The 25,313-nt window shown below is 67.5% G+C and carries 26 protein-coding genes; 18 read left to right on the top strand and 8 right to left on the bottom strand.

Going from position 1 to position 25,313, the window contains the following annotated elements:
- Positions 1-30: 30 nt before the first annotated feature.
- The 4 genes from ACVK00_RS22185 to guaA all read left to right on the top strand — a co-directional run bounded on the left by ACVK00_RS22185 (position 31) and on the right by guaA (position 4,922).
- A complete protein-coding gene (locus ACVK00_RS22185) occupies positions 31-852 on the top strand; it encodes a DUF2182 domain-containing protein (RefSeq protein WP_284889918.1) in 822 nt (273 codons plus the stop codon).
- 276 nt (positions 853-1,128) lie between these two features.
- Positions 1,129-2,589, top strand: a complete 1,461-nt coding sequence (gene guaB, locus ACVK00_RS22180; RefSeq protein ID WP_006755813.1) for an IMP dehydrogenase — start codon at positions 1,129-1,131, stop codon at positions 2,587-2,589.
- 6 nt (positions 2,590-2,595) lie between these two features.
- On the top strand, positions 2,596-3,195 hold the full coding sequence (locus tag ACVK00_RS22175) for a hypothetical protein (RefSeq protein ID WP_175660533.1): 600 nt from the start codon (positions 2,596-2,598) through the stop codon (positions 3,193-3,195).
- A 107-nt stretch (positions 3,196-3,302) separates the two neighbouring features.
- Positions 3,303-4,922 carry a glutamine-hydrolyzing GMP synthase gene (gene guaA / locus ACVK00_RS22170; protein WP_284889924.1) on the top strand — a complete coding sequence of 540 codons (1,620 nt, stop codon included), beginning with the start codon at positions 3,303-3,305 and terminating at the stop codon, positions 4,920-4,922.
- 110 nt (positions 4,923-5,032) lie between these two features.
- On the opposite strand, the gene ACVK00_RS22165 is transcribed toward guaA, so the two are convergent.
- The 5 genes from ACVK00_RS22165 to ACVK00_RS22145 form a co-directional block, all read right to left on the bottom strand.
- Entirely contained in the window at positions 5,033-5,353 is a 321-nt protein-coding gene (locus tag ACVK00_RS22165) for a gamma-butyrobetaine hydroxylase-like domain-containing protein (protein WP_284889925.1), read from the bottom strand.
- Positions 5,350-6,345: a HEAT repeat domain-containing protein gene (locus ACVK00_RS22160; protein WP_354122986.1), complete on the bottom strand. Its 996-nt coding sequence runs from the start codon at positions 6,343-6,345 to the stop codon at positions 5,350-5,352. Before ACVK00_RS22160 ends, ACVK00_RS22165 begins: the two co-directional genes overlap by 4 nt.
- 152 nt (positions 6,346-6,497) lie before the next feature.
- A complete protein-coding gene (locus ACVK00_RS22155; RefSeq protein ID WP_006755644.1) occupies positions 6,498-6,743 on the bottom strand; it encodes a 4Fe-4S dicluster domain-containing protein in 246 nt (81 codons plus the stop codon).
- 17 nt (positions 6,744-6,760) lie between these two features.
- The gene (locus ACVK00_RS22150) at positions 6,761-8,500 is read right to left on the bottom strand and encodes a fumarate reductase/succinate dehydrogenase flavoprotein subunit (RefSeq protein ID WP_284889933.1); all 1,740 of its coding nucleotides are present in this window, start codon (positions 8,498-8,500) and stop codon (positions 6,761-6,763) included.
- Positions 8,497-9,267, bottom strand: coding sequence for a GntR family transcriptional regulator (locus ACVK00_RS22145; protein ID WP_175660539.1), 771 nt, complete (start codon positions 9,265-9,267; stop codon positions 8,497-8,499). The genes ACVK00_RS22150 and ACVK00_RS22145 overlap by 4 nt, the downstream gene beginning before the upstream one ends.
- Positions 9,268-9,572: 305 nt before the next feature.
- Here ACVK00_RS22145 and ACVK00_RS22140 point away from each other — a divergent pair, with 305 nt between their 5' ends.
- The 13 genes from ACVK00_RS22140 to ACVK00_RS22080 all read left to right on the top strand — a co-directional run bounded on the left by ACVK00_RS22140 (position 9,573) and on the right by ACVK00_RS22080 (position 20,511).
- Positions 9,573-10,781, top strand: a complete 1,209-nt coding sequence (locus ACVK00_RS22140) for an MFS transporter (RefSeq protein WP_284889937.1) — start codon at positions 9,573-9,575, stop codon at positions 10,779-10,781.
- A gap of 282 nt (positions 10,782-11,063) precedes the next feature.
- Complete coding sequence (locus tag ACVK00_RS22135) at positions 11,064-11,465, top strand: DnaJ family domain-containing protein (RefSeq protein WP_006760552.1); 402 nt, start codon at positions 11,064-11,066, stop codon at positions 11,463-11,465.
- A complete protein-coding gene (gene tadA, locus ACVK00_RS22130) occupies positions 11,462-12,043 on the top strand; it encodes a tRNA adenosine(34) deaminase TadA (protein WP_228904628.1) in 582 nt (193 codons plus the stop codon). Before ACVK00_RS22135 ends, tadA begins: the two co-directional genes overlap by 4 nt.
- A 109-nt stretch (positions 12,044-12,152) precedes the next feature.
- Positions 12,153-13,091 (top strand): muramoyltetrapeptide carboxypeptidase, encoded by a 939-nt coding sequence (gene ldcA / locus ACVK00_RS22125; RefSeq protein ID WP_175797905.1) that lies wholly within the window; start codon positions 12,153-12,155, stop codon positions 13,089-13,091.
- A 308-nt stretch (positions 13,092-13,399) separates the two neighbouring features.
- A complete protein-coding gene (locus tag ACVK00_RS22120) occupies positions 13,400-14,104 on the top strand; it encodes a GntR family transcriptional regulator (RefSeq protein WP_284889943.1) in 705 nt (234 codons plus the stop codon).
- A gap of 149 nt (positions 14,105-14,253) precedes the next feature.
- A complete protein-coding gene (locus ACVK00_RS22115; RefSeq protein ID WP_228904625.1) occupies positions 14,254-15,738 on the top strand; it encodes an NCS1 family nucleobase:cation symporter-1 in 1,485 nt (494 codons plus the stop codon).
- A 10-nt stretch (positions 15,739-15,748) separates the two neighbouring features.
- Positions 15,749-16,576, top strand: a complete 828-nt coding sequence (locus ACVK00_RS22110) for an aspartate/glutamate racemase family protein (RefSeq protein WP_284889945.1) — start codon at positions 15,749-15,751, stop codon at positions 16,574-16,576.
- A gap of 150 nt (positions 16,577-16,726) precedes the next feature.
- Positions 16,727-17,680: an allantoinase PuuE gene (gene puuE, locus ACVK00_RS22105; protein WP_284889947.1), complete on the top strand. Its 954-nt coding sequence runs from the start codon at positions 16,727-16,729 to the stop codon at positions 17,678-17,680.
- A complete protein-coding gene (gene uraD / locus ACVK00_RS22100; RefSeq protein WP_228904622.1) occupies positions 17,677-18,198 on the top strand; it encodes a 2-oxo-4-hydroxy-4-carboxy-5-ureidoimidazoline decarboxylase in 522 nt (173 codons plus the stop codon). The genes puuE and uraD overlap by 4 nt, the downstream gene beginning before the upstream one ends.
- Before the next feature lie 61 nt (positions 18,199-18,259).
- Entirely contained in the window at positions 18,260-19,273 is a 1,014-nt protein-coding gene (gene alc, locus ACVK00_RS22095; protein WP_175762889.1) for an allantoicase, read from the top strand.
- Positions 19,270-19,782, top strand: a complete 513-nt coding sequence (locus tag ACVK00_RS22090) for an ureidoglycolate lyase (protein ID WP_166723331.1) — start codon at positions 19,270-19,272, stop codon at positions 19,780-19,782. Before alc ends, ACVK00_RS22090 begins: the two co-directional genes overlap by 4 nt.
- 6 nt (positions 19,783-19,788) lie before the next feature.
- On the top strand, positions 19,789-20,016 hold the full coding sequence (locus tag ACVK00_RS22085; RefSeq protein WP_228904621.1) for a hypothetical protein: 228 nt from the start codon (positions 19,789-19,791) through the stop codon (positions 20,014-20,016).
- Between the two features lie 84 nt (positions 20,017-20,100).
- Positions 20,101-20,511 (top strand): ACT domain-containing protein, encoded by a 411-nt coding sequence (locus ACVK00_RS22080; RefSeq protein WP_228904620.1) that lies wholly within the window; start codon positions 20,101-20,103, stop codon positions 20,509-20,511.
- A gap of 96 nt (positions 20,512-20,607) precedes the next feature.
- On the opposite strand, the gene ACVK00_RS22075 is transcribed toward ACVK00_RS22080, so the two are convergent.
- The gene (locus ACVK00_RS22075; RefSeq protein ID WP_006754395.1) at positions 20,608-21,801 is read right to left on the bottom strand and encodes a urate hydroxylase PuuD; all 1,194 of its coding nucleotides are present in this window, start codon (positions 21,799-21,801) and stop codon (positions 20,608-20,610) included.
- Positions 21,802-21,854: 53 nt separating this feature from the next.
- A complete protein-coding gene (gene uraH, locus ACVK00_RS22070; RefSeq protein ID WP_011657188.1) occupies positions 21,855-22,208 on the bottom strand; it encodes a hydroxyisourate hydrolase in 354 nt (117 codons plus the stop codon).
- Between the two features lie 510 nt (positions 22,209-22,718).
- On the opposite strand from uraH, the gene ACVK00_RS22065 reads away from it, so the two are divergent.
- Entirely contained in the window at positions 22,719-24,131 is a 1,413-nt protein-coding gene (locus ACVK00_RS22065; RefSeq protein WP_284889981.1) for an 8-oxoguanine deaminase, read from the top strand.
- A 106-nt stretch (positions 24,132-24,237) separates the two neighbouring features.
- Here the strand turns inward: ACVK00_RS22065 and ACVK00_RS22060 are convergent, their stop codons facing one another.
- Positions 24,238-25,167: a LysR substrate-binding domain-containing protein gene (locus tag ACVK00_RS22060; RefSeq protein WP_006478550.1), complete on the bottom strand. Its 930-nt coding sequence runs from the start codon at positions 25,165-25,167 to the stop codon at positions 24,238-24,240.
- Positions 25,168-25,313 lie beyond the last annotated feature (146 nt).

Below are 25,313 nucleotides of genomic sequence, written 5' to 3'. Positions count from 1 at the left end.
GCGCGGGTCGAACAGCAACGGGAGCGAGTGATGGGCATCGCGACGAAACCGGCTGCGACCGGCGCTGCGGCAGGCGGCCGGCTCGCGTTCGGCGCCGCGCTCGTCGCAGTGTTCGCCGCAGCCGCGTGGGCGACGCTCGCGCAGCACGCAGCGATGGACGCGATCGGCGGCATGCCGATGGCGGGCGGCTGGACGTTGTCGGCCGGATGGCTCAGGCCGTGCGGATGGCACGCAGGGCACGCGTTCGCCGGGTTCGCCGGCATGTGGGGCGCGATGACGGTGACGATGATGCTGCCGGTGCTGGCGCCGGTGCTCTGGCGATACCGGCAAAGCCTTGGCCCGGTGGGCGACGCGCGTGCGGCATGGTTCGTAGCGATTGCGGGCGCCGGGTATTTCTCGGTGTGGATGGCGGTCGGTGCGGCGGTGTTCCTCGTCGGCGCGGCGTTGGCGGCGGCCGTCACACGGCTGTCCGCACTTGCTGCCGCAATGCCGTTTGCTGCCGGCGCGGTCATGTTTGGCGCCGGCGTGCTGCAGTTTTCCGGCTGGAAGCTGCGCCGGCTGGCCTGCTGCCGGCACGCACCGGACGACGAAGGTGCGCGGCGGACAGGTGCCGGCGCCGCGTGGCGGCACGGCGTGCGGGTCGCGCTGCGGTGCGGTGCCTGCTGCGGGAACCTGATGGCCGTTGCACTGGCGGCCGGCATGATGGATCTACGCGTGATGGCGGTCGTGACGGTGGCCATTGCCGCCGAGCGGCTGGTTCCGGCCGGCGAATGGGTCGCGCGGATGGTCGGAGGCGTCGCGACCGGCGCCGGCGCAGCGATGATCGCGTGTGCCGCGGCGGGGCTCGCCTAGCGGCGCTCGAGGCCGCCACCGCGCATCGAGCGGGGCGGCCGCTGCGCCGCCGTTGGAGCCTGCGTCGTACGGCGACGACGCGCGATCGGCCCGAATTCCGGCCGGCTGCGCGAATGGGTCGATGCCCGGGTGAAACGAAAAGCGATCGAAAACGAACCGAACGGCGATCCGAACGATTCGGCCCCCGAACGCTCGAAGACGGCTAACCCGTTGTTCGTGTTGTGAAAATTCGCAGCGCTTCGCGTATAATTCGCTTTTGCGCCCATAGGATTTGCCATGCGTCTGATCCAAAAAGCACTCACTTTCGATGACGTGCTCCTCGTTCCCGCCTTCTCCGACGTTCTCCCGCGTGACACCAGCCTGAAGACCAAGCTGACCCGCAACATCTCCCTGAACATGCCGCTCGTGTCCGCCGCGATGGACACGGTCACCGAAGGTCGCCTCGCGATCGCGATGGCGCAGCAGGGTGGTGTGGGTATCGTCCACAAGAACCTCACGCCGGCCGAGCAGGCCCGCGAGGTCGCGAAAGTCAAGCGTTTCGAATCGGGTGTCGTGCGCGACCCGATCACGGTCCCGCCGCAGATGAAGGTGCGCGATGTGATCGCGCTGTCGCGTCAGCATGGCATCTCGGGCTTCCCGGTCGTCGAAGGCCCGCAGCTCGTCGGCATCGTCACGAACCGCGACCTGCGTTTCGAATCGCGCCTCGACGAACCGGTCAAGTCGATCATGACGCCGCGCGAGCGTCTCGTCACGGTCAAGGAAGGCACGCCGCTCGCCGAAGCGAAGGCGCTGATGCACAGCCACCGCCTCGAGCGCGTGCTGGTCGTCAACGACGCGTTCGAACTGCGCGGCCTGATGACCGTCAAGGACATCACAAAGCAGACCGAACACCCGGATGCGTGCAAGGACGAACACGGCAAGCTGCGCGCAGGCGCGGCGGTCGGTGTCGGCCCCGACAACGAAGAGCGTGTCGAGCTGCTGGTGCAGGCCGGCGTCGACGTGATCGTCGTCGATACCGCGCATGGTCACAGCAAGGGCGTGCTGGAGCGCGTGCGCTGGGTCAAGCAGAACTTCCCGCACGTCGAGGTGATCGGCGGCAACATCGCGACGGCCGCTGCCGCGAAGGCGCTCGTCGAATACGGCGCGGACGCGGTCAAGGTCGGTATCGGCCCGGGCTCGATCTGCACGACGCGGATCGTCGCGGGCGTCGGCGTGCCGCAGATCAGCGCGATCGCGAACGTGTCGGACGCGCTGAAGGGCACCGGCGTGCCGTGCATCGCCGACGGCGGCGTGCGTTTCTCGGGCGACGTGTCGAAGGCCCTCGCGGCCGGCGCGAACGCGGTGATGATGGGCAGCATGTTCGCGGGCACCGAAGAGGCGCCGGGCGACGTGTTCCTGTATCAGGGCCGCCAGTACAAGTCGTATCGCGGCATGGGTTCGGTCGGCGCGATGAAGGACGGCGCGGCGGACCGCTACTTCCAGGACAACTCCGCGAACATCGACAAGCTCGTGCCGGAAGGCATCGAAGGCCGCGTCGCGTACAAGGGCTCGGTCAACGCGATCCTGTTCCAGCTGGTCGGCGGCGTGCGTGCGAGCATGGGCTACTGCGGCTGCCGCACGATCGACGAACTGCACGACAAGGCCGAATTCGTCCAGATCACCGCGGCGGGCATGCGCGAGTCGCACGTGCACGACGTGCAGATCACGAAGGAAGCACCGAACTACCACGTGGACTAATCGCCGATGAAACCGCTGCTGCGAGCCGTGCTGATCGTCGATGCCATGCTGCTGCTGGGGTTCGGCGTGCTGTTCGTGCTGACACCCTGGCAGGCGCTGTTCAATGCGCTGCAACTCGCGAACATCCAGCCGGCGATGCTCGGCCAGGCGTTCGGCATCGCGCTGCTCGGGCTCGCGTGGCTCGCGTTCCATGCGGCGGTCAACGGCGAACTCACGACGCCCGTCGCGCGCGTGGTCGGCCATGTGAACTGGCTGATCGGCGTGCTGACGGTCGTGTGGTCGTTCGGCACCGGCAACGGTCCCGCGCTCGCGGCCGCCGGCCGGGTGCTGTCGGCGATGGCCGGTGTCGCGCTGATCGTGCTCGGCCTCGGCGGCGTGCGGCTCGCATCGGCCGTGCGGCGGCGCGAGAAGGCGCAGGTGCTCGAGGCCCGGGACGCGAAGCGTCCGGCCGAACCGGCGCCGGCCTCTGCACCGCAGCAGCGGGTCGAACCGGTCGTCGGCCGTCCGGCCGCGCCTGCGGCGCCGGCCGCGGCAGCCACGCCGGCCGCCTCCGACCGATTGTCAGGCAGCGTCGCATTCGACGCGCGCCCGCCGTCGCGGGATTGACCGGCGATGCGTCGCGCGAGCCGCCTGCCGCCCGACGCCGTTGTCCATGTTATTGACGCAGCGCTTCATGCGCTGCTTTTCTTATTCTCTTCATCCCGTCCGCAGCCATGCACGACAAAATCCTGATTCTCGACTTCGGTTCGCAAGTCACCCAACTGATCGCGCGCCGCGTGCGCGAAGCGCACGTCTACTGCGAAATCCACCCGAACGACGTGTCCGACGACTTCGTCCGCGAGTTCGCGCCGGAGGCGGTGATCCTGTCGGGCAGCCACGCGAGCACGTACGAAGACCACCAGCTGCGCGCGCCGCAGGCCGTTTGGGATCTCGGCGTGCCGGTGCTCGGCATCTGCTACGGCATGCAGACGATGGCCGTGCAGCTCGGCGGCAAGGTCGAGTGGAGCGACCACCGCGAATTCGGCTACGCGGAAATGCGCGCGCACGGCCATACGCGCCTGCTCGACGGCATCGAGGATTTCACGACGGCCGAAGGCCACGGCATGCTGAAGGTCTGGATGAGCCACGGCGACAAGGTCGCCGAGCTGCCGCCGGGCTTCGCGCTGATGGCGTCGACGCCGAGCTGCCCGATCGCCGGCATGGCCGACGAGGCGCGCGGCTACTACGCGGTGCAGTTCCACCCGGAAGTCACGCACACGGTGAAGGGCCGCCAGATCATCGAACGCTTCGTGCTGCAGATCGCCGGCGCGAAGCCCGACTGGATCATGAGCAACCACATCGAGGAAGCCGTCGCGAAGATTCGCGAGCAGGTCGGTGACGAGGAAGTGATTCTCGGCCTGTCGGGCGGCGTCGATTCGAGCGTCGCGGCCGCGCTGATCCACCGTGCGATCGGTGACCAGCTGACCTGCGTGTTCGTCGATCACGGCCTGCTGCGCCTGAACGAGGGCAAGATGGTGCTCGACATGTTCGAGGGCCGCCTGCATGCGAAGGTCGTGCACGTCGACGCATCCGAGCAGTTCCTCGGCCACCTGACCGGCGTGACGGATCCGGAAGCGAAGCGCAAGATCATCGGCCGCGAATTCGTCGAGGTGTTCCAGGCCGAAGCGCAGAAGCTGTCGAAGGCGAAGTGGCTCGCACAGGGCACGATCTATCCGGACGTGGTCGAGTCGGGCGGTACGAAGACGAAGAAGGCGACGACGATCAAGAGCCACCACAACGTCGGCGGCTTGCCGGAAACGCTTGGCCTGAAGCTGCTCGAACCGCTGCGCGACCTGTTCAAGGACGAAGTGCGCGAACTGGGTGTCGCGCTCGGCCTGCCGCCGGAGATGGTGTACCGCCATCCGTTCCCGGGCCCGGGCCTCGGCGTGCGGATTCTCGGCGAAGTGAAGCGCGAATACGCGGACTTGCTGCGTCGCGCGGATGCGATCTTCATCGAGGAACTGCGCGGCACGACCGCCACGGCGCAAGACGCGGCAGCCGGCCTGTGCGGCGAGGCCGACGTCGGCAAGACCTGGTACGACCTGACGAGCCAGGCATTCGCGGTGTTCCTGCCGGTGAAGTCGGTCGGCGTGATGGGCGATGGCCGCACGTATGACTACGTGACGTCGCTGCGCGCGGTGCAGACCACCGATTTCATGACCGCGCACTGGGCGCACCTGCCGTACGCGCTGCTCGGCCGTGCGTCGAACCGGATCATCAACGAGGTGCGCGGGATCAACCGTGTGGTGTACGACATCTCGGGCAAGCCGCCGGCGACGATCGAGTGGGAGTGATGCGGCGCCGAGGCGTGCCTCGGTAGCCAATCACGGCATCGGATGATGCGAACGCCCGGCAGGGGAACCTGCCGGGCGTTTTTTTGTGCCGTACGAGCCGGGATGGCATCTCAGGGCTGCTTCGACAAGCAGGCGGTCGCATCCGCACGATCTCTGCCGAGCTCCGCCAGATACGGCCACGGATAAATGCCGCGCGCATGACCGTCGCCGAACAGCAGGCGGATGCCGTAGCCGGCCGCTTCCACGCCGTCCAGCGTCAGGCCGGGTTGCGCGTCGACCCGGCCGCCACCGAGACGGATCTTCCGGCATGCGGCGCACGGGCAATCGCTGCGCAACCGCACGTAGCCGATGCGTTGCATGTCGCCGTCCGGCCAGCGCAGCACCAACGCACGGGCCGCATGATCGACGCGGATCTCGGTCGGCATCATCATCGTGCGTCATCTCCGACCTGCGCGATCGCGATCCGCACGGCCTTGCGCACCTCGGGATCGCGATCCTCCAGGGCGCCGCGCAGCGCGGGCAGCGTCGCCGGATCGCGCAGTTCGCCCAGCACGAGTGCCGCCTCCTTGCGCAGGTTGCTGATCGCATGCGACAGCAGTCCGACGACGGCCGGCGCCGCGGCCGCGTCGCGCAATTGCCCGAGTGCACGCACCGCACGCAAGCGCACCTGCCAGTAATCGTCGTCGAGCGCGGCGACGAGCGGTGCGCGTGCGGCCTCCACGCGCAGCTTGCCGAGCGTCGCGGCGGCTTCCTCGCGTACCTGCCATTCGGCGTCGCGCAGCGCCGCAAGCAACGCGGTGACGACGGCCGCGTCGTCGGGCGCCGCGAATCCGACCGCACCGATCGCGATGCGCCGCACGTCCGCATGCGTGTCGGTCGTTGCAATGCGCGCGAGCGGCGGCAGCGCGCGGGCGTCCTTGAGCCAGCCGAGCACGGCGACGGCCTCGGCGCGCACGGCCGACACCGGCGCGTCGAGCGCGCGCAGCGCCGGCACGAATGCGTCGGGATCGCGCAGTTCGCGCAACCCGCGCAGCACGGCGACGCGCACGAACGGTTCGGCGTGTTCGGCCCAGCGGCACAGCACGGCGCCGGACGCGACGTCCTTCAGTTCGGACAGGCCTTGCGCGGCGATCGCGCGCACGCCGTCGTCGGGGTCGAACAGCGCACGGCACAGCGCGTCGACGACATCGGGTTGTTCCCACGCGGCAAGCACGCGTGCGGCTTCGCCGCGCACGTCGGCGCACGGATCGTCGCGCAGTGCCGCAACGAAGGTCGGCACGAGCTCGGGATCCTCGAGATCGGCGAGTTCGAGCAGCGCAATGCGGCGCACCGATGCATCGGCTGCGGCAACGCGTGAGACGAGCGCGGCATGGTCGGAATCGTGCGCGCCGGGCAGCGGGAAAGCAGGGGAAGAAGCGGTCATGGTCGAAAACTCGGAGCAGTCAGGAGCGTGCGGTCAGGCGGCGTCGCGCAGCAATGCCAGGCAGCGGCGCTTGATGTCGACGAACGCGCAGCGCAGGTTTCATGTGTCGTGAGCACGGTAGTGGGAAAGCGCCGCGCCGGCGGCGCGCGGGATCAGCGCAGCAGGTACGGGATGTCCACCTTGACCGCGCCGGTCGGGCAATCGCGTTCGCATGGCATGCAGTACCAGCATTCGTCGAACTGCATGTACGCCTTGCCCTTGGTCACGTCGATCGCGAGCAGGTCGAGCGGGCACACGTCGACACAGACGGTGCAGCCCTTGTCGGCGATGCAGCGGTCCTCGTCGATCGTCACGGGCGCGCTGCTGCGCAGGAAGATGTCGTGCGGGGTATGGGGCACGGTAAGGCTCCTCGGAGTCAGAGTACGGCCGCGCGTGCGGCCGGTTCGCGGATGCGCAAGTGCGCGTAGGCGCTGCGTTCGTCGTCGGCGAGCGGCACGACGTAGGGTTCGACCGGCCGCTTCTCGCTGCGCATCGTGCCGTCGACGCTTTTGCGCAGCCAGGTGTGGCAGAACCATTCGGCGTCGTTGCGATGCGGGAAGTCGACCCGATGGTGATACAGTCCCCAGCGGCTCTCGGTGCGGAACAGCGACGCACGCGTGGCCATTTCGGCGCAGTCGCGGATCGCGCGCACTTCGGCCGCGCGCATCAGTTCATGCGGGTGATTCGCCTTGATTTCTTCGATATCCTCAGTAATTCCGTCAAAGCGTTGCAAACCGATTTCCATCTTGCGCGTCACCTTCGGTGGTTGAAGATAGTCGTTCACCATGCGGCGCAGCTTGTATTCGACCTGCGCCGGCGCGAGGCCGCGCTCGCGCGCGAGCGGCGCGAGCACGCGGGTGCGTTCGGCGGCGACCTGTTCGTCGTCCACCGGCGCGTGATCGCGGCCGGCCACGTAGTCGGCGGCGTTCTGCCCGGCGAACCAGCCGTAGGTGAACGCGCCGAGCATGTAGTTGTGCGGGACGGCGGCCATGTCGCCGGCCGCGTAGAGCCCCGGCACGGTCGTTTCCGCGCGCGCATTCACGTACACGCCGGACGCGCTGTGGCCGCTGCACAAACCGATCTCGGAGATGTGCATCTCGACCATCTGGCGCCGGTAGTCGGTGCCGCGTCCCGCATGGAAGCGGCCGCGGCTCGGCCGCTCGTTCGTGTGCAGGATCTGTTCGATGGTCTGGATCGTTTCCTCGGCGAGGTGGTCGAGCTTCAGGAACACCGGACCGTTGCCGCTTTGCAGTTCCTGGTAGAACTCCCACATCATCTGGCCGCTCCAGTAGTCGCATTCGATGAAGCGCTCGCCCTTGCCGTTCGCGGTGAAGCCGCCGAGCGGGCCCGTCACGTACGCGCACGCCGGGCCGTTGTAGTCCTTGATCAGCGGGTTGATCTGGAAGCACTCGAGGTTCGCGAGCGCCGCGCCCGCGTGATACGCCATCGCGTAGCCGTCGCCCGCGTTGGTCGGGTTCTCGTACGTGCCCATCAGGTAGCCGGACGCCGGCAGCCCGAGACGGCCGGCCGCGCCGCAGCACAGGATCACGGCCTTCGCGCGGATCACGTGAAAATCGGCGGTGCGGCAGTCGAAGCCGAGCACGCCGCTCGCGCGGCCCTGCGCGTCGGTCAGCACGCGCGTCGCGACGATCCGGTTCGTGATGGCGATGCGCGCGCGCTTCAGCTGCCGGTACAGCACCTTCTTGATGTCGTGTCCTTCCGGCATCGGCAGCACGTACGAACCCATGTGGTGGACCTTCTTCACCGCGTAGTCGCCGGTGCCGTCCTTTTCGAACTTCACGCCCCAGCGGTCGAGCTGCTCGATCGTCGCGAAGCTGTGCGTCGCATACGCGTAGACGGCTTCCTGGTCGACGATCCCGTCGTTGGCGATCGTGATCTCGCGCGTGTACTGCTCGGGCGTCGCATGGCCGGGGATCACCGCGTTGTTCAGGCCGTCCATCCCCATCGAGATCGCGCCGCTGCGCTTCACGTTGGCCTTCTCCAGCAGCAGCACGCGCAGTGACGGGTCGCGCTCCTTGGCCTTGATCGCGGCCATCGGGCCGGCCGTGCCGCCGCCGACCACGACGATGTCGTATTCGAGTACATGGGTATTCATTGCGGGTTCCTTGCAGGTTGGAGCGCCTTCTGCCGATCGATGCGCAACCGGTACTGGAAGGCGTCGCCGCGGAAGTACAGGTGTTCGTAGTCGATCGGCGTACCCGACGCGTCGTGCGTCAGGCGCTCGATCCGCAGCACCGGGCTGCTTTCCTCGACGCGCAGCGCATCGACGATTTCATCGTCGGCGAGGATCGCGTCGATCGACACGTCGGCGTGGCCGAGCGGCACGCCGCAGTCGTTCTCGAGGATCAGGAAGATGTCGCGGGTCGCGAGATCCGCGCCCGCGAGCCGCTTGCCGAGCGCCTCGGGCACCCACGTCTGTTCGAGCGACACGGGCTCGCGGTTGAGCAGCCGCACGCGGTGGATCTCGACGAGCGGCGCGCCTTCCGGCACGTTCAGCTTCGTCGCGAGATGGCGGTCGGCCTTCACGGTGCGAACGCTGCGCAGCTGGTTGACGATCTCGTAGCCCATCGACGACATCGCCTCGGCGAAGCCCTGCAGCGACGTCACGTTCTGGAACGCCTTCGGCTTCGACACGAAGGTGCCCTTGCCGTGCAGCCTGAACAACAGACCTTCCTTCTGCAGGTCGCCGAGCGCCTGGCGCACCGTGATGCGGCTCACGTCGAACATCGCGCACAGTTCGTGCTCGGATGGCATCCGGCTGTGCGGCGCATAGGTGCCGTCGAGGATCCGCGCGCGCAGCGTGTCCTTGATCTGCACGTAGAGCGGGGCCGCCGACAGCGGCACGACGTTGGGTGGGGTCATCGGTCAACTTGTTATGACAAGATGACTCGAGTGTAGTGAGCGCGCTCGCGCGTCCAAACCAACGATTTCTGATTTCGACTTTCCGATTCCGGAAAAGCGGGGCGGCGGCGCGGTCGACGCTCGTCGGGATCTGCCCCTTGTCGGTCGCTCGAATCGGCCGACGATCGGACATTCGCGCTGCCCGGTGTCGTGCGTGTCGATTTTCCGGTACGCCGTTCGTCGTGTTGATATCGACCGGGCTGGCCGCGCGGCCGCGGTCCGGTTCCTCATCGATGCCTGTACGACGGAGAGAAAGGAGAGACCATATGCCTGATTCCCGCTATCGCTGGGTGATCGTCGCCGCGGGCGGCCTGATGGGCTGCATCGCGATCGGCGCGATGTTCTCGCTGCCCGTGTTCCTGCGAGCCATTGCACGCGACACGGGCTGGTCGATGACCGGCATTTCCGCCGCGATGACGCTCGGCTTCCTCGCGATGGCCTTCGCGAGCATCGGTTGGGGCAGCCTGTCGGACCGCATCGGCACGCGCGCGGTGGTCGTGACGGGCGCCGTGCTGCTGTCGGTGAGCCTGGCGCTCGCGAGCCGTGCACCGTCGCTGCTCGCGTTCCAGCTGATTTTCGGGCTGGCCGTCGGCAGTGCGACGGCCGCGGTGTTCGCGCCGATGATGGCATGCGTGACCGGCTGGTTCGACACGCACCGCAGCCTCGCGGTATCGCTGGTGTCGGCCGGCATGGGCATGGCGCCGATGACGATGGCGCCGCTCGCGGCCTGGCTCGTGTCGAGCCACGGCTGGCGCACGTCGATGCTGGCGATCGCCGTGCTGGCCGCCGTCGTCATGATTCCGGCGTCGCTGCTCGTGCGCCGTGCGCCCGTGCTTGACGGTCCACTCGACGGGCCGACGCCGGCAGGCGGGCCCGCGACCGCGCCGCTGTCGGTCGGCGGCGCGCTGCGCTCGCCGCAGTTCCTCGTGCTGCTGCTGACCAACTTCTTCTGCTGCGCGACGCACTCCGGCCCGATCTTCCATACGGTCAGCTACGCGGTGACCTGCGGAATCCCGCTGATCGCCGCGGTGTCGATCTACAGCGTCGAGGGGCTCGCGGGCATGGGCGGACGCGTCGCGTTCGGGCTGCTGGGCGACCGCCTCGGCGCGAAGCGCATGCTGGCGGCGGGGCTGCTCGCGCAGGCGCTCGGCTATTACTTCGTGCGCACGCTGGACGGGTTCTACGTGGTCGCGACGCTGTTCGGCTTCATCTATGCGGGCGTGATGCCGCTCTATGCGGTGCTCGCGCGCGAGAACTTCCCGCTGCGGATGATGGGCACCGTGATCGGCGGCTGTGCGATGGCCGGCAGCCTCGGGATGGCGGCGGGGCCGGTCGCCGGCGGCCTGATCGTCGATGCGCTGGGCAGCTACGGCTGGCTGTACCTCGGATCGTTCGCGATCGGCATCGGCGCGTTCCTCGTCGCGATGATGTTCCGGCCGTTTCCCAAGGAGCGCTCGCAGCCGGTCGCCGCATGACCTGGCTGCCCCGAAACGGCGATTTCGGCGGAATGACGAACGCGGGTTCCCCCGGACGAAAATAAAAAAACGGGGGTGGCGTTGCGTGCATAAATCGCGCCAAGACCACGCCAAACCCGTGCGGAGCCTGCTGCGGCGCAGCACAGCGGCAAGTCGCGGCGATCGGCACGCATGCGCACCGATTCGGCCCCTAAAAATACAATATCGAGCATCCGTTCGAATGGCCTGTCATACGCGCGTCACCCTGCTAGAATTCGGCTGCCGCATTGTTCCGATTGACTGATGAGACTGCTTGACGCACTGGTCGAACAACGAATCGCCGCCGCCGCCGCGCGGGGCGAGTTCGACGATTTGCCGGGTACCGGCGCGCCGCAGGCGCTGGATGACGACCTGCTCGTACCCGAGGAGGTGCGGGTGGCCAACCGTATCCTGAAGAACGCGGGCTTCGTGCCGCCGGCCGTCGAGCAACTGCGCGCGCTGCGCAACCTGCAGGACGAACTGCAGGCGGTCAGCGACCGCGCCGCGCGCTGCCGGCTGCAGGCGAAGATCCTTGCGCTCGACATGGCGCTCGAATCGCTGCGCGGTGGCCCGATGGTGATGCCGCGCGACTATTGCCGGCGCATCGCGGAGCGTCTGTGCGAGCGCGGGCTCGATGACATGCCCGCCGAAGCGGGGCCGATGTGAGCACCGACGCGCTGCACGACGCGGCAGCCGGATCCGCAGCCTCTACCGATTCTCCCGTTCCCGAAACCGCACCCGTGTCGGCGCGCGACCTGCATTTCATGCGTCTCGCGCAGGCCGCCGCCGACGAGGCGCGCGCGGCCGGTGAAGTGCCGGTCGGCGCGGTGCTGGTGTGCGGCGACGAGGTGATCGCACGCGGCTTCAACCATCCGATCGGCGGGCACGACCCGTCGGCCCATGCGGAAATGGCCGCGCTGCGCATGGCCGCGCAGCATCTGCAGAATTACCGGATGCCCGGCTGCGAGCTGTACGTGACGCTCGAGCCATGCCTGATGTGCGCGGGCGCGATCATGCACGCCCGCATCGCACGGGTCGTCTACGGCGCCGCCGATCCGAAGACGGGCGCGTGCGGCAGCGTGATCGACGCGTTCGCGAATCCGCAGCTCAACCACCATACCGAGGTGACCGGCGGCGTGCTCGCCGACGAGTGCGGCGCCGCGCTCAAGTCGTTCTTCGCGGAACGCCGCCGCGCGCTGCGTGAAGCGCGGCTCGCCCGCGACGCCGAAGCCGGCGCGTCATAAGCGCCCCCGAACGCGCCCGTCCCCCGAAGCGGGGCGGGCTGCTCGGTTCCGTGAACCCGAGACGGTTCGGACCCTCTAAGCAGGTTTGACGACCCTGAACCCTTCCGCCATGTCCTTCCAGCCCGCCGCGTCCTACACCATCCGCCTGCTGGCGCCGTCCGGTTATCCGCATGATCCCGACGCGATCAATCGCGCGCTCGAACGCCTGAGCGGCGCGCAGCAGCGCATCGAGAATATCGAGGCGACGCAGCGCCGCTTTCAGCGTTTTGGCGGGACCGACGGCGAGCGGGCAGGCGACCTGAATCGCCTGGCGGATCCGGAGCGCGCGCTGCCTGACATCGGGCTCGCAGTGCGCGGCGGCTACGGTGCCGCCCGCATCCTGCACGGGCTCGACTATCGCGGGCTCGAGCGCCGCCTGCGCGACCAGCCGATCGCGCTGGTGGGCCACAGCGACTTCACCGCGATCCAGCTCGCGCTGTACGCGAAGGCGCGCATCAAGACCTTCGGCGGCCCGATGCTGTCGGCCGACTTCGGCGCGGAAACGCCGAGCGACTTCACGATGCAACACTTCTGGCAGACGCTGTCGCAGCCGACCACGACGATCATCGCCGAAGCGCCGCAGGTGCAGACCGTGAACGTGACGGGCACGCTGTGGGGCGGCAACCTTGCGATCCTCACGTCGCTCGTCGGCACGCCGTACATGCCCGATATCGAAGGTGGCATCCTGTTCATCGAGGACGTCAACGAGCAGCCGTTCCGGATCGAACGGATGATCTACCAGCTGCATCTGTCGGGGCTGCTCGCGCGCCAGCAGGCGCTCGTGCTCGGGCAGTTCACGGGCGCGCGGCCGTTCGACTACGACAACGGCTACGACATGCAGGCGATGATCGACCAGGTGCGCTCGGTGATCGGCATCCCGGTCGTCACGGGGCTGCAGTTCGGTCATGTGCCCGACCTGCTGACGCTGCCGTTCGGCGCGCAGGCGCAGCTCGTCGCGAATGCGCACGGTTTCCGGCTTACGCTGTCGGACTATCCGCATCTCGGCTGAGCCGGGCAGGCACCATCGAAAGGCGGGGGTTCCCCGCCTTTTCTTTAGGTAAGTGCGCAACTAACGGTCATAAATTTTCATCACCGCCGATCGGGTTTGTCTCATGGCGTGCACCATTTTTGTCAACAAAATAGCCGGAGGGGTCTACACCGGAAACCGCCTTGAATAAGCGTGAGATTCTTGGCGTGCCTGGCTTTCGTGCGCCGCGCACGGATCTGGCGCGACGGCGTGCACACGGATTGTGCGCATTTCAGGAAAAGAATTGTTGACAATCTTTATGTCCATCCTAGGATGAGGACTATCACACGATGCAGATCATGAACGAGCCCGATTCCCATCCGTCCGGTACGGCCGGCCCCGAAGCGATCGCCGAGCGGATCCGCACGGCGATCCTCGAGCATCGGCTCGCGCCCGGCGCGAAGCTGACGGAGGCGCAGCTCTGCGACGTGTTCAGCGTGAAGCGCGGGACGATCCGGCAGGCGCTCGCGCTGCTCGCGGCCGACAAGCTGGTCGATCTCGAGCCGAACCGTGGAGCGTTCGTCGCGAGTCCGACGCTGCAGGACGTGCACGAGGTGTTCGAGATGCGCCGGATCATCGAGCTGGCCGTCGTCGAGCGGCTCGCGACGGGGCCGGGCGCGAAGCGGCTGAAGGGTGTCGCCGCGCTGATCGACAAGGAACGCAAGGCGTTCGAGCGGCACGATTTCGCGGCGTGGATCCGCCTGTCGGGCGAATTCCATACGGCGCTCGCGGCGCTGACGGGCAATGCGACGCTCTGCGAGTGCCTCGACGGGCTCGTCGCACGCTCGACGCTGATGTCGGCGCTGTATGAATCGCACGGGCGCAGCCCGTGCTCGTGCGATGACCACGACGAGATCCTGAGCGCGCTGGAAGCGGGGGATCCGAAGCGGGCGGTGACGCTGATGGCGCACCACCTGCAGCATGTCGAACTGAAGATGCTGGACCGGCCCGCGCAAGGGCAGGTCGATTTGCGCGAAGTGTTCGGCGGCGCCTGAGCGGCGACGCGAACCGGCCCGCGCGCCACACGACGAGAGCAATGCAGGCCGGCGGTTTGCGCCGCCGGCCGCCAGTCCGACTCCGGGCGACGATCCGGAGCGATATCGATGACGGTGGAGCGGCCGGGCGGCCGCGTCAAGGAGAAGTCATGGCTCAGTTCAGTGTGGCGCACGACAGCACCTATCCGGCGGAAGAACGCGGCGAGGGCGGGGGTTCCCCGTTGCCGGACGGTTACAGTCAACGTTTGTACAACGAAGATTTAGCACCCCTTAAAAATCAGACATGGGGTGCGTACAACATCTTCGCGTTCTGGATGTCGGACGTGCACAGCGTCGGCGGCTACGTGTTCGCGGGCAGCCTGTTCGCGCTCGGGCTGACGAGCTGGCAGGTGCTGATCGCACTGATCGTCGGCATCACGATCGTGAACCGGCTGTGCAACCTGATCGCGCGCCCGAGCCAGCAGATCGGCGTGCCGTATCCGGTCGCGTGCCGCGCGACGTTCGGCGTGCTCGGCGCGAACGTGCCGGCCGTGATCCGCGGGTTGATCGCGATCGCGTGGTACGGCATCCAGACCTATCTCGCGTCCAGCGCGCTCGTGATCGTCGTGCTGAAGTTTTTCCCGCAATGGCTGCCGTACGCGGACGTCCATCGGTACGGCTTCCTCGGGCTGTCCGCGGTCGGCTGGGCCGGCTTCATGCTGCTGTGGGTGCTGCAGGCGTTCGTGTTCTGGAACGGGATGGAGACGATCAAGAAGTTCATCGACTTCGCGGGCCCGGCCGTCTACGTCGTGATGTTCATCCTGGCCGGCTACATGGTGTGGCGCGCGGGCTGGCGCAACATCGGCCTGAACCTCGGCGGCGTCAAGTATCACGGCGCGGAAGTGATTCCGGTGATGATCACGGCCGTGTCGCTCGTCGTGTCGTACTTCTCCGGGCCGATGCTGAACTTCGGCGACTTCTCGCGCTACTGCCGCTCGTTCGGCGACGTGAAGCGCGGCAACTTCTGGGGGCTGCCGGTCAACTTCCTCGCGTTCTCGCTCGTCACGGTGATCACGACGGCCGCGACGCTGCCGGTGTTCGGCGAACTCATCACCGACCCCGTCGCGACGGTCGGCCGCATCGATCATCCGACCGCGGTGATCCTCGGCGCGCTGACCTTCACGATCGCGACGATCGGCATCAACATCGTTGCGAACTTCGTGTCGCCCGCGTTCGACTTCTCGAACGTCGCGCCGCGGCTGATCAGCTGGCGCGCGGGCGGGATGCTCGCCGCCGTCGCGTCGATCTTCATCACGCCATGGAACCTGTTCAACAACCCGGCCGTGATCCACTACACGCTCGACGTGCTCGGCGCATTCATCGGCCCGCTGTACGGCGTGCTGATCGCCGACTTCTACCTCGTCAAGCGCGGCCGCCTCGTGCGCGACGACCTCTACACGATGTCGGAGAGCGGCACCTACTGGTACACGGGCGGCGTGAACCGCCGCGCGCTCGCCGCGCTGCTGCCGGCCGCGGTGATCGCGGTCGTCTGCGTGATGGTGCCGGGCTGGCAGGCTGCTGCGAACTTCTCGTGGTTCATCGGCGCGGGGCTCGGCTTCGTGTTCTACCGGCTGCTCGTGAGCACGAAGGCCTGAGGAGCGCGCGATGAAGATCAAGCTGATCAATCCGAATACGACGCAGCGGATGACGGATGCGATGGGCCGCTGCGCGCGTGAAGTCGCGGCCGCGGGCACCGAGATCGTCGCGGTGAGCCCGCCAATGGGGCCGCCGTCGATCGAAGGCTATTACGACGAGGCGCTCGCGACGCCCGGGCTCCTCGCCGAGATCGCGCAGGGCGAGCGCGACGGCTGCGACGCGTACGTGCTCGCGTGTTTCGGCGATCCGGGCCTGTATGCGGCGCGCGAGGTCGCGCGCGGGCCGGTGATCGGGATCGCCGAGGCGGCGATGCACGCGGCGAGCGTGCTCGCGCCGGGCTTCTCGGTCGTCACGACGCTCGCGCGCACCTGCGGGATGGCATGGCATCTCGCCGAGCGCTACGGGATGAAGCGGTTCTGCCGCAACGTGCGCGCGACCGACGTCGCGGTGCTCGAGCTCGACCGGCCAGGCTCGGCCGCGCGGCGGATCATCGTCGACGAATGCCGGCGCGCGCTCGACGAGGACGGCGCCGACGCGATCGTGCTCGGCTGTGCGGGGATGGCCGAATTCGCGCACGAGATCGAGCAGCAGATCGGCGCGCCGGTCGTGGAAGGCGTGACGGCGGCCGTCAAGTGGGCCGAGGCGCTCGTCGCGCTGCGCCTCGCGACCGCGAAGCGCGGCGACTATGCGCGGCCGCTGCCGAAGCGCTATGACGGCGAATTCGCGCGCTTCAGCCCGGCGGAGGACGCGTCGCCGGCCGCCGCCACGGGGCGCAGCGGGATCGCCGAGCCGGAACGGGCGCCGGATTTGCCGCACCCGCACATACACACCGTCTGACATGCACTATCTGCGCCGCTGTATGGGCGCGTCTGCACCTTTTCGCTACACTGGGCCGTCATCGCATCGCCCCGCGCGGCCGGCCTCCGGCACACGCGCGGGTCGATGCGAACCCATTATTCCGGCAAGCTTTCGTCGCACTTCGAACCCATGTCACTCGATCCCAACTATCCTCGCGACCTGATCGGCTACGGCCGCCATCCCGTGCAGGCGAACTGGCCCGGGCGCGCCCGCGTCGCCGTGCAATTCGTCCTGAACTACGAGGAGGGCGGCGAGAACTGCGTGCTGCACGGCGATCCGGGCTCCGAGCAGTTCCTGTCCGAAATCGTCGGCGCGGCCGCGTATCCGGACCGCCACATGAGCATGGAGTCGATCTACGAATACGGTTCGCGTGCCGGCGTATGGCGCATCCTGCGCGAATTCGAGAAGCGCGGGCTGCCGCTGACGGTGTTCGGCGTCGGCATGGCGATCGAGCGCCATCCGGAACTGGCGCGCGCGTTCGTCGAGCTCGGTCATGAGATCGCGTGCCACGGCTGGCGCTGGATCCACTACCAGAGCATGACGCCCGAACTCGAGGCCGAGCACATGCGCCTCGGGATGGAAGCGATCGAGCGCGTGACGGGCGAGCGCCCGCTTGGCTGGTATACCGGCCGCGACAGCCCGAACACGCACCGTCTCGTCGCGGAATATGGCGGCTTCCTGTACGACTCCGACAACTATGGCGACGACCTGCCGTTCTGGATGGACGTCGCCGTGTCGGGCGGCGCTACGTCGCCGCAGCTGATCGTCCCGTACACGCTCGATACGAACGACATGCGCTTCGCGACGCCGCAGGGCTTCAACACCGGCGATCACTTCTTCGACTACCTGCGCGACGCATTCGACGTGCTGTACGCCGAGGGCGACGAAGCGCCGAAGATGCTGTCGATCGGCATGCACTGCCGGTTGCTGGGCCGGCCGGGGCGTTTTCGCGGGCTGCAGCGTTTCCTCGACCACATCGAGCAGCACGATCGCGTATGGGTGACGCGCCGTGTCGATATCGCGCGTCATTGGCGTGAACATCATCCGTATCAGCCCAATCATCGAAACGAAGGGAAAGCATGAAGGCGATGCGTTACACGTTGGATCAACTCAACACGATGGCGCCGAGCGCATTCGTCGCGGCGCTGTCGGGGATCTTCGAACATTCGCCGTGGGTGGCCGAGGTCGCCGCGGCCGAGCGGCCGTTCGCGAGTATCGACGCGCTGCACAAGACGATGTCGGGTGCGGTCGAGACGGGTGGCGAAGCGCGCCAGCTCGCCCTGATCAACGCTCACCCGGAGCTGGCCGGCAAGGCCGCCGTGCGCGGCGAGCTGACGGCCGAGTCGACGCGCGAGCAGAGCGGCGCGGGTCTCGACCAGTGCACGCAGGAAGAGTTCGACAAGCTGCTGACGCTGAATCGCACGTATCGCGAGAAGTTCGGTTTCCCGTTCATCCTCGCGGTGCGCGGCTATGACCGGCACGGCATCATCGCGAACTTCGAGTCGCGCGTGAATCACTCACGCACCGAGGAACTGCGCGCGAGCCTCGACCAGATCTACCGGATCGCGCGCTTCCGCCTCGACGACCTGATCGACGCCTGACACCGCAACACGGCCTGCTGCGTCGCAGCGGCCTGATCGCCCACTGAAACAAGGAAACATCATGGCTGTTCCGCTTCTCGATCCCAACGCACCCGATTTCACGCGGCGCTACGTGAACCTTGCCGACCCGCGTCTCGGTGCGCAGGCGCTCGAGGCCAGCGACGACTTCTTCGCGCCGAAGGACCGGATGCTGAACCCAGAGCCGGCGGTGTTCATCCCCGGCAAGTACGACGATCACGGCAAGTGGATGGACGGCTGGGAGACGCGCCGCAAGCGCACGACGGGCTATGACTGGTGCATCGTCAAGCTCGCACGGCCGGGCGTGATCAAGGGTTTCGACATCGACACGAGCCACTTCACCGGCAACTTCCCGCCGGCCGCGTCGATCGAGGCCGCGTACGTGGCCGATGGCGCGCCGACGCATGCGACCGAGTGGGTCGAGATCGTGCCGTCGACGACGCTGCAGGGCAACAGCCATCACTACGTCGAAGCGAGCGATGCCCGTGCGTTCACGCACCTGCGCGTGAACATCTATCCGGACGGCGGCATCGCGCGCCTGCGCGTGTACGGCCAGCCGCAGCTCGACTGGGCCGGCGCGAGCGCGACCGAGCAATTCGACCTCGCGGCGATGGAAAACGGCGGCTACGTGGTGGCCGCGAACAACCAGCACTTCGGCGTCGCGTCGAACCTGCTGCTGCCGGGCCGCGGCGTGAACATGGGCGACGGCTGGGAAACCCGGCGCCGCCGCGAGCCGGGCAACGACTGGGCGATCATCGCGCTCGCGCAGCCGGGCGTGATCCGCAAGATCGAAGTCGATACCGCGTTCTTCAAGGGCAACTACCCGGACCGCTGCTCGATCCAGGCGGCGTACGTGTCGGGCGGCACCGACAGCTCGCTGATCACGCAGTCGATGTTCTGGCCGGTGCTGCTCGGCGAACAGAAGCTGCAGATGGACAAGCAGCATTACTTCGAACACGAAATCGCCTCGTTGGGCCCGGTAACCCACGTACGCCTGAACATCATTCCGGACGGTGGCGTATCGCGCGTGCGTCTGTGGGGGACGCTCGACAAATGAAGACGCTTGCCATCGAACCGCTGACCAAGGAAGCGTTCGCGCCGTTCGGCGACGTGATCGAAACGGAGGGCGCGAAGCAGATTCCGATCAACCTCGGTACGACGATCCGCTTTCACGATCTCGCGAAAGTCGACGTGGCGGACGAAGACGGCCGCACGCTCGTCAACCTGTTCCGCGGTCAGCCGCGCACGCTGCCGTTCGAGGTGAAGATGCTCGAGCGCCATCCGCTCGGCAGCCAGGCGTTCGTGCCGCTGAACGACCAGCCGTATCTCGTCGTCGTCGCGCCGGCGGGCGATCTCGATGCGTCGAAGATCCGCGCGTTCGTGACGAGCGGGTGGCAGGGCGTCAACTATGCGAAGGGCGTGTGGCATCACCCGCTGATCGCACTCGGCGGCGTCAGCGACTTCATCGTCGTCGATCGCGGCGGTGAAGGCCTGAACCTGAACGAGCAGGACCTGCAGGAATCGCTGTGGCTTACCGAGGACGCGCTCGATGCGCTGACGGCCTGAGCCGGATTGCTGCCGTTGCCGTTCGAAGCAACCCGCGCGATTCGCGCGGGTTTTTTTATGCGTGGCGCGCGGGCATCACGGCGCGGCTCGGGGCTCTTCGACGTGGGTGTCGCACTTGCGCCCGACGTCGCGTACGCGTACGACGTCGTGGCTCCGGGGCGTGCGCATGACGATCCACGCATCGTCGCGTTTCGCGGCGGGCTCGCGGACGAAGTTGCGACGACACGGACGTGACGTTGCGGGTGCGCCGGGGCATCGGCCGCGTGCTATCGTGCCCGCATCGCCACTGCCCGAAGTCCGGTTCCGGACCCGTCCCCGATGAGTCAACCTGAAAACGACCTCGCCGTCCTGCTGCGCACGATGCAACCCGAGCTGCATCGCGGTGCCTTCGCATTCGTCGCACTGCCGGCCGATTCAGAAATATCGTTATCCGAAGCGATCGCGACGTTCCGCGAAGCGGAAGGCATGACGGTCGTGGTCGACGAAGAGACTGCAGTACGTCGCGGCTGGCCCGTGCTGTTTCGTGCCGCGTGGATCACGCTGACCGTGCATTCGGATCTCGCGGCGGTCGGCCTGACGGCCGCGTTCGCGCGGGCATTGGGCGCGGCCGGCATCAGCTGCAACGTGATGGCCGCTGCGTATCATGACCACATCTTCGTGCCGTTCGACGACGGCCCGCGCGCGCTCGATGCGCTCGTCGCGCTGCAGCGCGACGCGATGCGCGGCTAGCGGGCGACGCATTTCATCCAGGCAAAAAAACGGGCCCGTTTCCGGGCCCGCGAACGGAGAGGATACGCCGGCAACCGACCGCCGGCGCACGGCGGCTTACTTGACCGCGCCACCCTCGAACCAGGCGGCGAGCTTTACGCGCTCGTCGTCGGTCATGTGCGTGACGTTGCCGATCGGCATCGCCTTCAGGCGCACGGCCTGTTCGTAGATACGCTGCGCGTTCTTCGACACTTCGTCCGGCGTGTCGAACATCACGCCGGCGGGCGCGCTGCCCATCAGCGTCGGCTTGGCCGAGTGGCACTCGACGCAGCGCTGCTGCAGGATCGGCATGATGTCGTTGATCACGATCTTCGGGGCGTTCGCTGCCTGCGCTTCCGGTGCGACCGGCTTCGGCATCGTCCACACGAGCGCGCCCGACAGCAGTGCGACGCCGCCGATCGGCAGGTACCACAGCTGCTTGCCGCGGTGACGCATCACGAAGAACTGACGGATCAGCGCGCCGGCCAGCATGATCAGCACGAGCACGACCCAGTTGAACTTGTTCGTGTACGTCATCGCGTAGTGGTTCGACAGCATCGCGAACACGACCGGCAGCGTGAAATACGTGTTGTGCACCGAGCGCTGTTTGCCGCGCTTGCCGTAGATCGGGTTCGGCTCTTCGCCCTTGAGCATCTTGTCGACCATCTTGCGCTGGCCCGGGATGATCACGAAGAACACGTTCGCCGACATGATCGTCGCGAGCATCGCGCCGACGATCAGGTACGCCGCACGGCCCGCGAAGATGTGGCACGCGAGGTACGCGGCGACGACGACGTAGAGGCCCACGCAGATGCCGAGCACCCGATCGTTGGTGCCGAGGATGCGGCACAGCGAGTCGTAGACGATCCAGCCGGCCGCGAGGAAGCCGAGCGCGGATGCGACGGCGACCACCGGGCCCATGTCGAGCACGCTCTTGTCGATCAGGTACGTGTTCGGTGCGAGCAGGTACAGCACGAAGAACAGCGAGAAGCCCGACAGCCAGGTCGTGTATGACGGCCACTTCGACCAGTGCAGGTCATCCGGCATTTCCGGCGGGGCGACCGTGTACTTCTGCATGTTGTAGAAACCGCCGCCGTGGACGTGCCACAGCTCGCCGAACACGCCGCGCTTGCGCTGGTTCGCGTCGGTAGGCGGTTTCAGGCTGTTGTCGAGCGCGACGAAATAGAAGGACTCGCCGATCCACGCAATGGCGACGATGACGTGCAGCCATCGCAGCGCGAGGTTCAGCCAGTCGGTGATGAAGCCTTCCATGAAACTCCTCCAGACTCAGATCGTTATCTTTGATGCGGGCGCCGATGCGTGTGTCAGCTGCCGCGATAGGTGCTGTACGACCACGGCGACACGAGCAGCGGCACGTGGTAGTGCGATGCGGTGTCGGCGATGCCGAAGCGCAGCACGACGCGGTCGACGAAACGGGGTTCGGGCACCTTCACGCCGAGCGACGCAAAGTAGTCGCCGGCATGGAATACGAGTTCGTATTCGCCGGCGGCGAGCGCGGCACCTTCGAGCAGCGGTTCGTCGCAGCGGCCGTCGCTATTGGTCAGCACGGTCTTGATCGCGCGGCGCGATTCGCCGTCCAGCGCGTAGAGGTCCACCTTGATGGCAGCGCCGGGACGACCGTGCGCCGTATCGAGTACGTGGGTAGTGAGCTTTCCCATTCGTTGTGTCCTTGTGTGAATGCGAGGTTCGGCGGCGGCTCGATCCATTGACTGTGCGGCGGATCGAGGCTCCACGTCACGTGGCTACATACCCGTCGGCGAGATTGAAGCGAGCGCCGTGCAGGCATTGTAAAAAGGTTCCCCGCGCAAATACGGGCGCGATAGCAAAGATAATGCGCCGCGCATGAACCGCTGTCGACGGCACGCCGGGAGCGGCCCGCGGCCTGCGATTCCGGGGCGTCGCGCCTCGTGCGCGGCGTACCATATCGAAACCGTGAAGCGCGGTATTCGGGTTCGCGCATTGTGCGCCGCGCGCGCTTGGGCGATGCTGCCGCCGTGCGCGTCGGGCCGTGAGCCCGCGCGCACCCCGAAGACGGCGTGCACGCCGGGTAACCGGGCCAGCGCGTTCGAACGGACGCAGGCACCGGGGCGTGCCGCGAATCAGCGTTCGAACGGCTTTGTGAACGTCTCCGGGAGCGGCTCCCGGCGGCAGAACGACGCGGAGAACGCATGAACCTCGAGCAGCACGCCGGCGCACGCGCGCCACAGCCATCCTCATCCCGCCCGAAAACCCTGCTGGTCAAGCACGCCGACGTGCTCGTGACCATGGACGACACGCGCCGCGAACTGCGCGACGCGGGGCTCTATATCGAAGACAACCGGATCGTCGCGGTCGGCCCGAGCGCCGAGCTGCCCGAGAGCGCCGACGAAGTGTTCGACCTGCGTGGTCACCTGGTGATCCCGGGGCTCGTGAACACGCACCATCACATGTACCAGAGCCTCACGCGCGCGGTGCCGGCCGCGCAGAACGCCGAGCTGTTCGGGTGGCTCACGAACCTGTACCGGATCTGGGCGCACCTGACGCCCGAGATGATCGAGGTGTCGACGCTGACCGCGATGGCCGAGCTGCTGCAATCGGGCTGCACGACGTCGAGCGACCACCTGTACATCTACCCGAACGGCAGCCGGCTCGACGACAGCATCGGCGCCGCGCAGCGGATCGGCATGCGGTTTCACGCGAGCCGTGGCGCGATGAGCGTCGGCCAGCGCGACGGCGGGCTGCCGCCCGACTCGGTCGTCGAGCGCGAGCCCGACATCCTGCGCGACGCGCAGCGCCTGATCGAGACCTATCACGACGAAGGCCGCTACGCGATGCTGCGCGTGGTCGTCGCGCCGTGCTCGCCGTTCTCGGTGAGCCGCGGCCTGATGCGCGACGCGGCCGTGCTGGCCCGCGACTACGGCGTGTCGCTGCACACGCACCTGGCCGAGAACGTCAACGACATCGCGTACAGCCGCGAGAAGTTCGGGATGACGCCCGCCGAATACGCGGAAGATCTCGGCTGGGTTGGCCACGACGTGTGGCACGCGCACTGTGTGCAGCTCGACGATGCGGGCATCGCCCTGTTCGCGCGCACCGGCACCGGCGTCGCGCACTGTCCGTGTTCGAACATGCGGCTCGCGTCGGGCATCGCGCCGGTGAAGAAGATGCGTCTCGCGGGCGTGCCGGTCGGGATCGGCGTCGACGGTTCCGCGTCGAACGACGGCGCGCAGATGGTCGCGGAAGTGCGGCAGGCGCTGCTGCTGCAGCGGGTCGGCTTCGGGCCCGATGCGATGACCGCGCGAGAAGCGCTCGAGATCGCGACGCTGGGTGGCGCGAAGGTGCTGAACCGCGACGATATCGGTGCGCTGAAGCCCGGCATGGCCGCGGACTTCGCCGCCTTCGACCTGCGCCAGCCGCTGTTCGCGGGCGCGCTGCACGATCCGGTCGCGGCGCTCGTGTTCTGCGCGCCATCGCAGACGGCGTATACGGTGGTGAACGGGAAGGTGGTGGTGCGGGAAGGGCGGCTCGCGACGCTCGACCTGCCGCCCGTCATCGAGCGCCACAACGCCCTGGCGCACGCCCTCGTGGAGGCGTCGCGCTGACGCACGGGCGCAGGGGTTGCGCCGCGCGCCGCGGATCAGGCGCGCGGCGGCGGTTGCGGCTGCCAGGCCGTACCGCGACAGCCTGACCGGCGCGCGCCGTGCGCGATCAAGCCTCGATCAGCGTGCGGGTCGCTTCGGCGACGAGGCTGCGCAGCCAGCGCACTTCGTCGGAATAGTGGCAGCGTTCGTGCCACAGCTGGTAGTACTGCATCGGCGGGAAGTCGAGCGGCGCCGGCACGACCGACAGCGGCAGGAACTTCGCGTAATGATCGGCGAACAGGCGCGTCGTCGTGAAGATCAGGTCGGACTTCACCAGCACGTACGGTGCGAGGTTGAAGTACGGCAGCGTGACGACCACGTGGCGCTTGAGCCGCTCGCGCGCGAGGTGCACGTCGATCGCGCCGCGCTGGCCGACCGAGTAGGGCGTCGGCGCGAGATGCGGCGCGTTCAGGTACTGGTCGAGCGTGAGCCCGCCGCGCTTCGCGAACGGGTGCGTGTTGCTCATCAGGCAGACGATTTCGTCGACGAACAGGTTCGACAGGTGCAGCTGTTCGGGCGGCTCGGGCCAGTTGCCGACGACGATGTCGAGCTTGCCGTCTTCCAGCGCGAGCTCGTAGTCGAACGCGGGGCCGAGCGAGTGGAACTCGAGTGTCGCATTCGGCGCGGCCAGGCGGAAGCGCTCGACGACGGTCGGCACGAACAGCACGTTCAGGTAGTCGGGGCAGCCGATCCGGTAGCAGCGGATCGACGTGGCCGGGTCGAAATTGTGCTGCTGGAACTTGATGCGCTCGATTTCACGCAGTGCGTTCTGCACCGGTTCGAGCAGGCGCAGCCCGTATTCGGTCGGGACCATGCCGGACTTGCCGCGCACGAGGAGCGGGTCGCCGGTGATGTCGCGCAGGCGCCGCAGCGCGGCGCTGATCGCCGGTTGCGACTGGTTCAGTTTGACGGCCGCGCGCGTGACGCTGCGCTCCATCAACAAGGTGTGCAAGACGCGCAAGAGGTACGTGTCGATCGCCTCGCGTTGCTGACTCATGATATCTCCGTTTATATGTCCGGGCTGATCGAGGGGGCGTGGGGGTATATGGTTTTTAATATGAACGAAAACCAGCGTCAAGAGATGGATACCCGCAGACGCCCGCCGGCCGGGCCTCGACACGGGGCCCGAACGGAGCGCAATGC

The organism is Burkholderia sp. PvR073, assembly GCF_054055695.1.
Note: the sequence above shows the minus strand (reverse complement) of the source record. Positions and strands in the feature narration are given on the sequence as shown.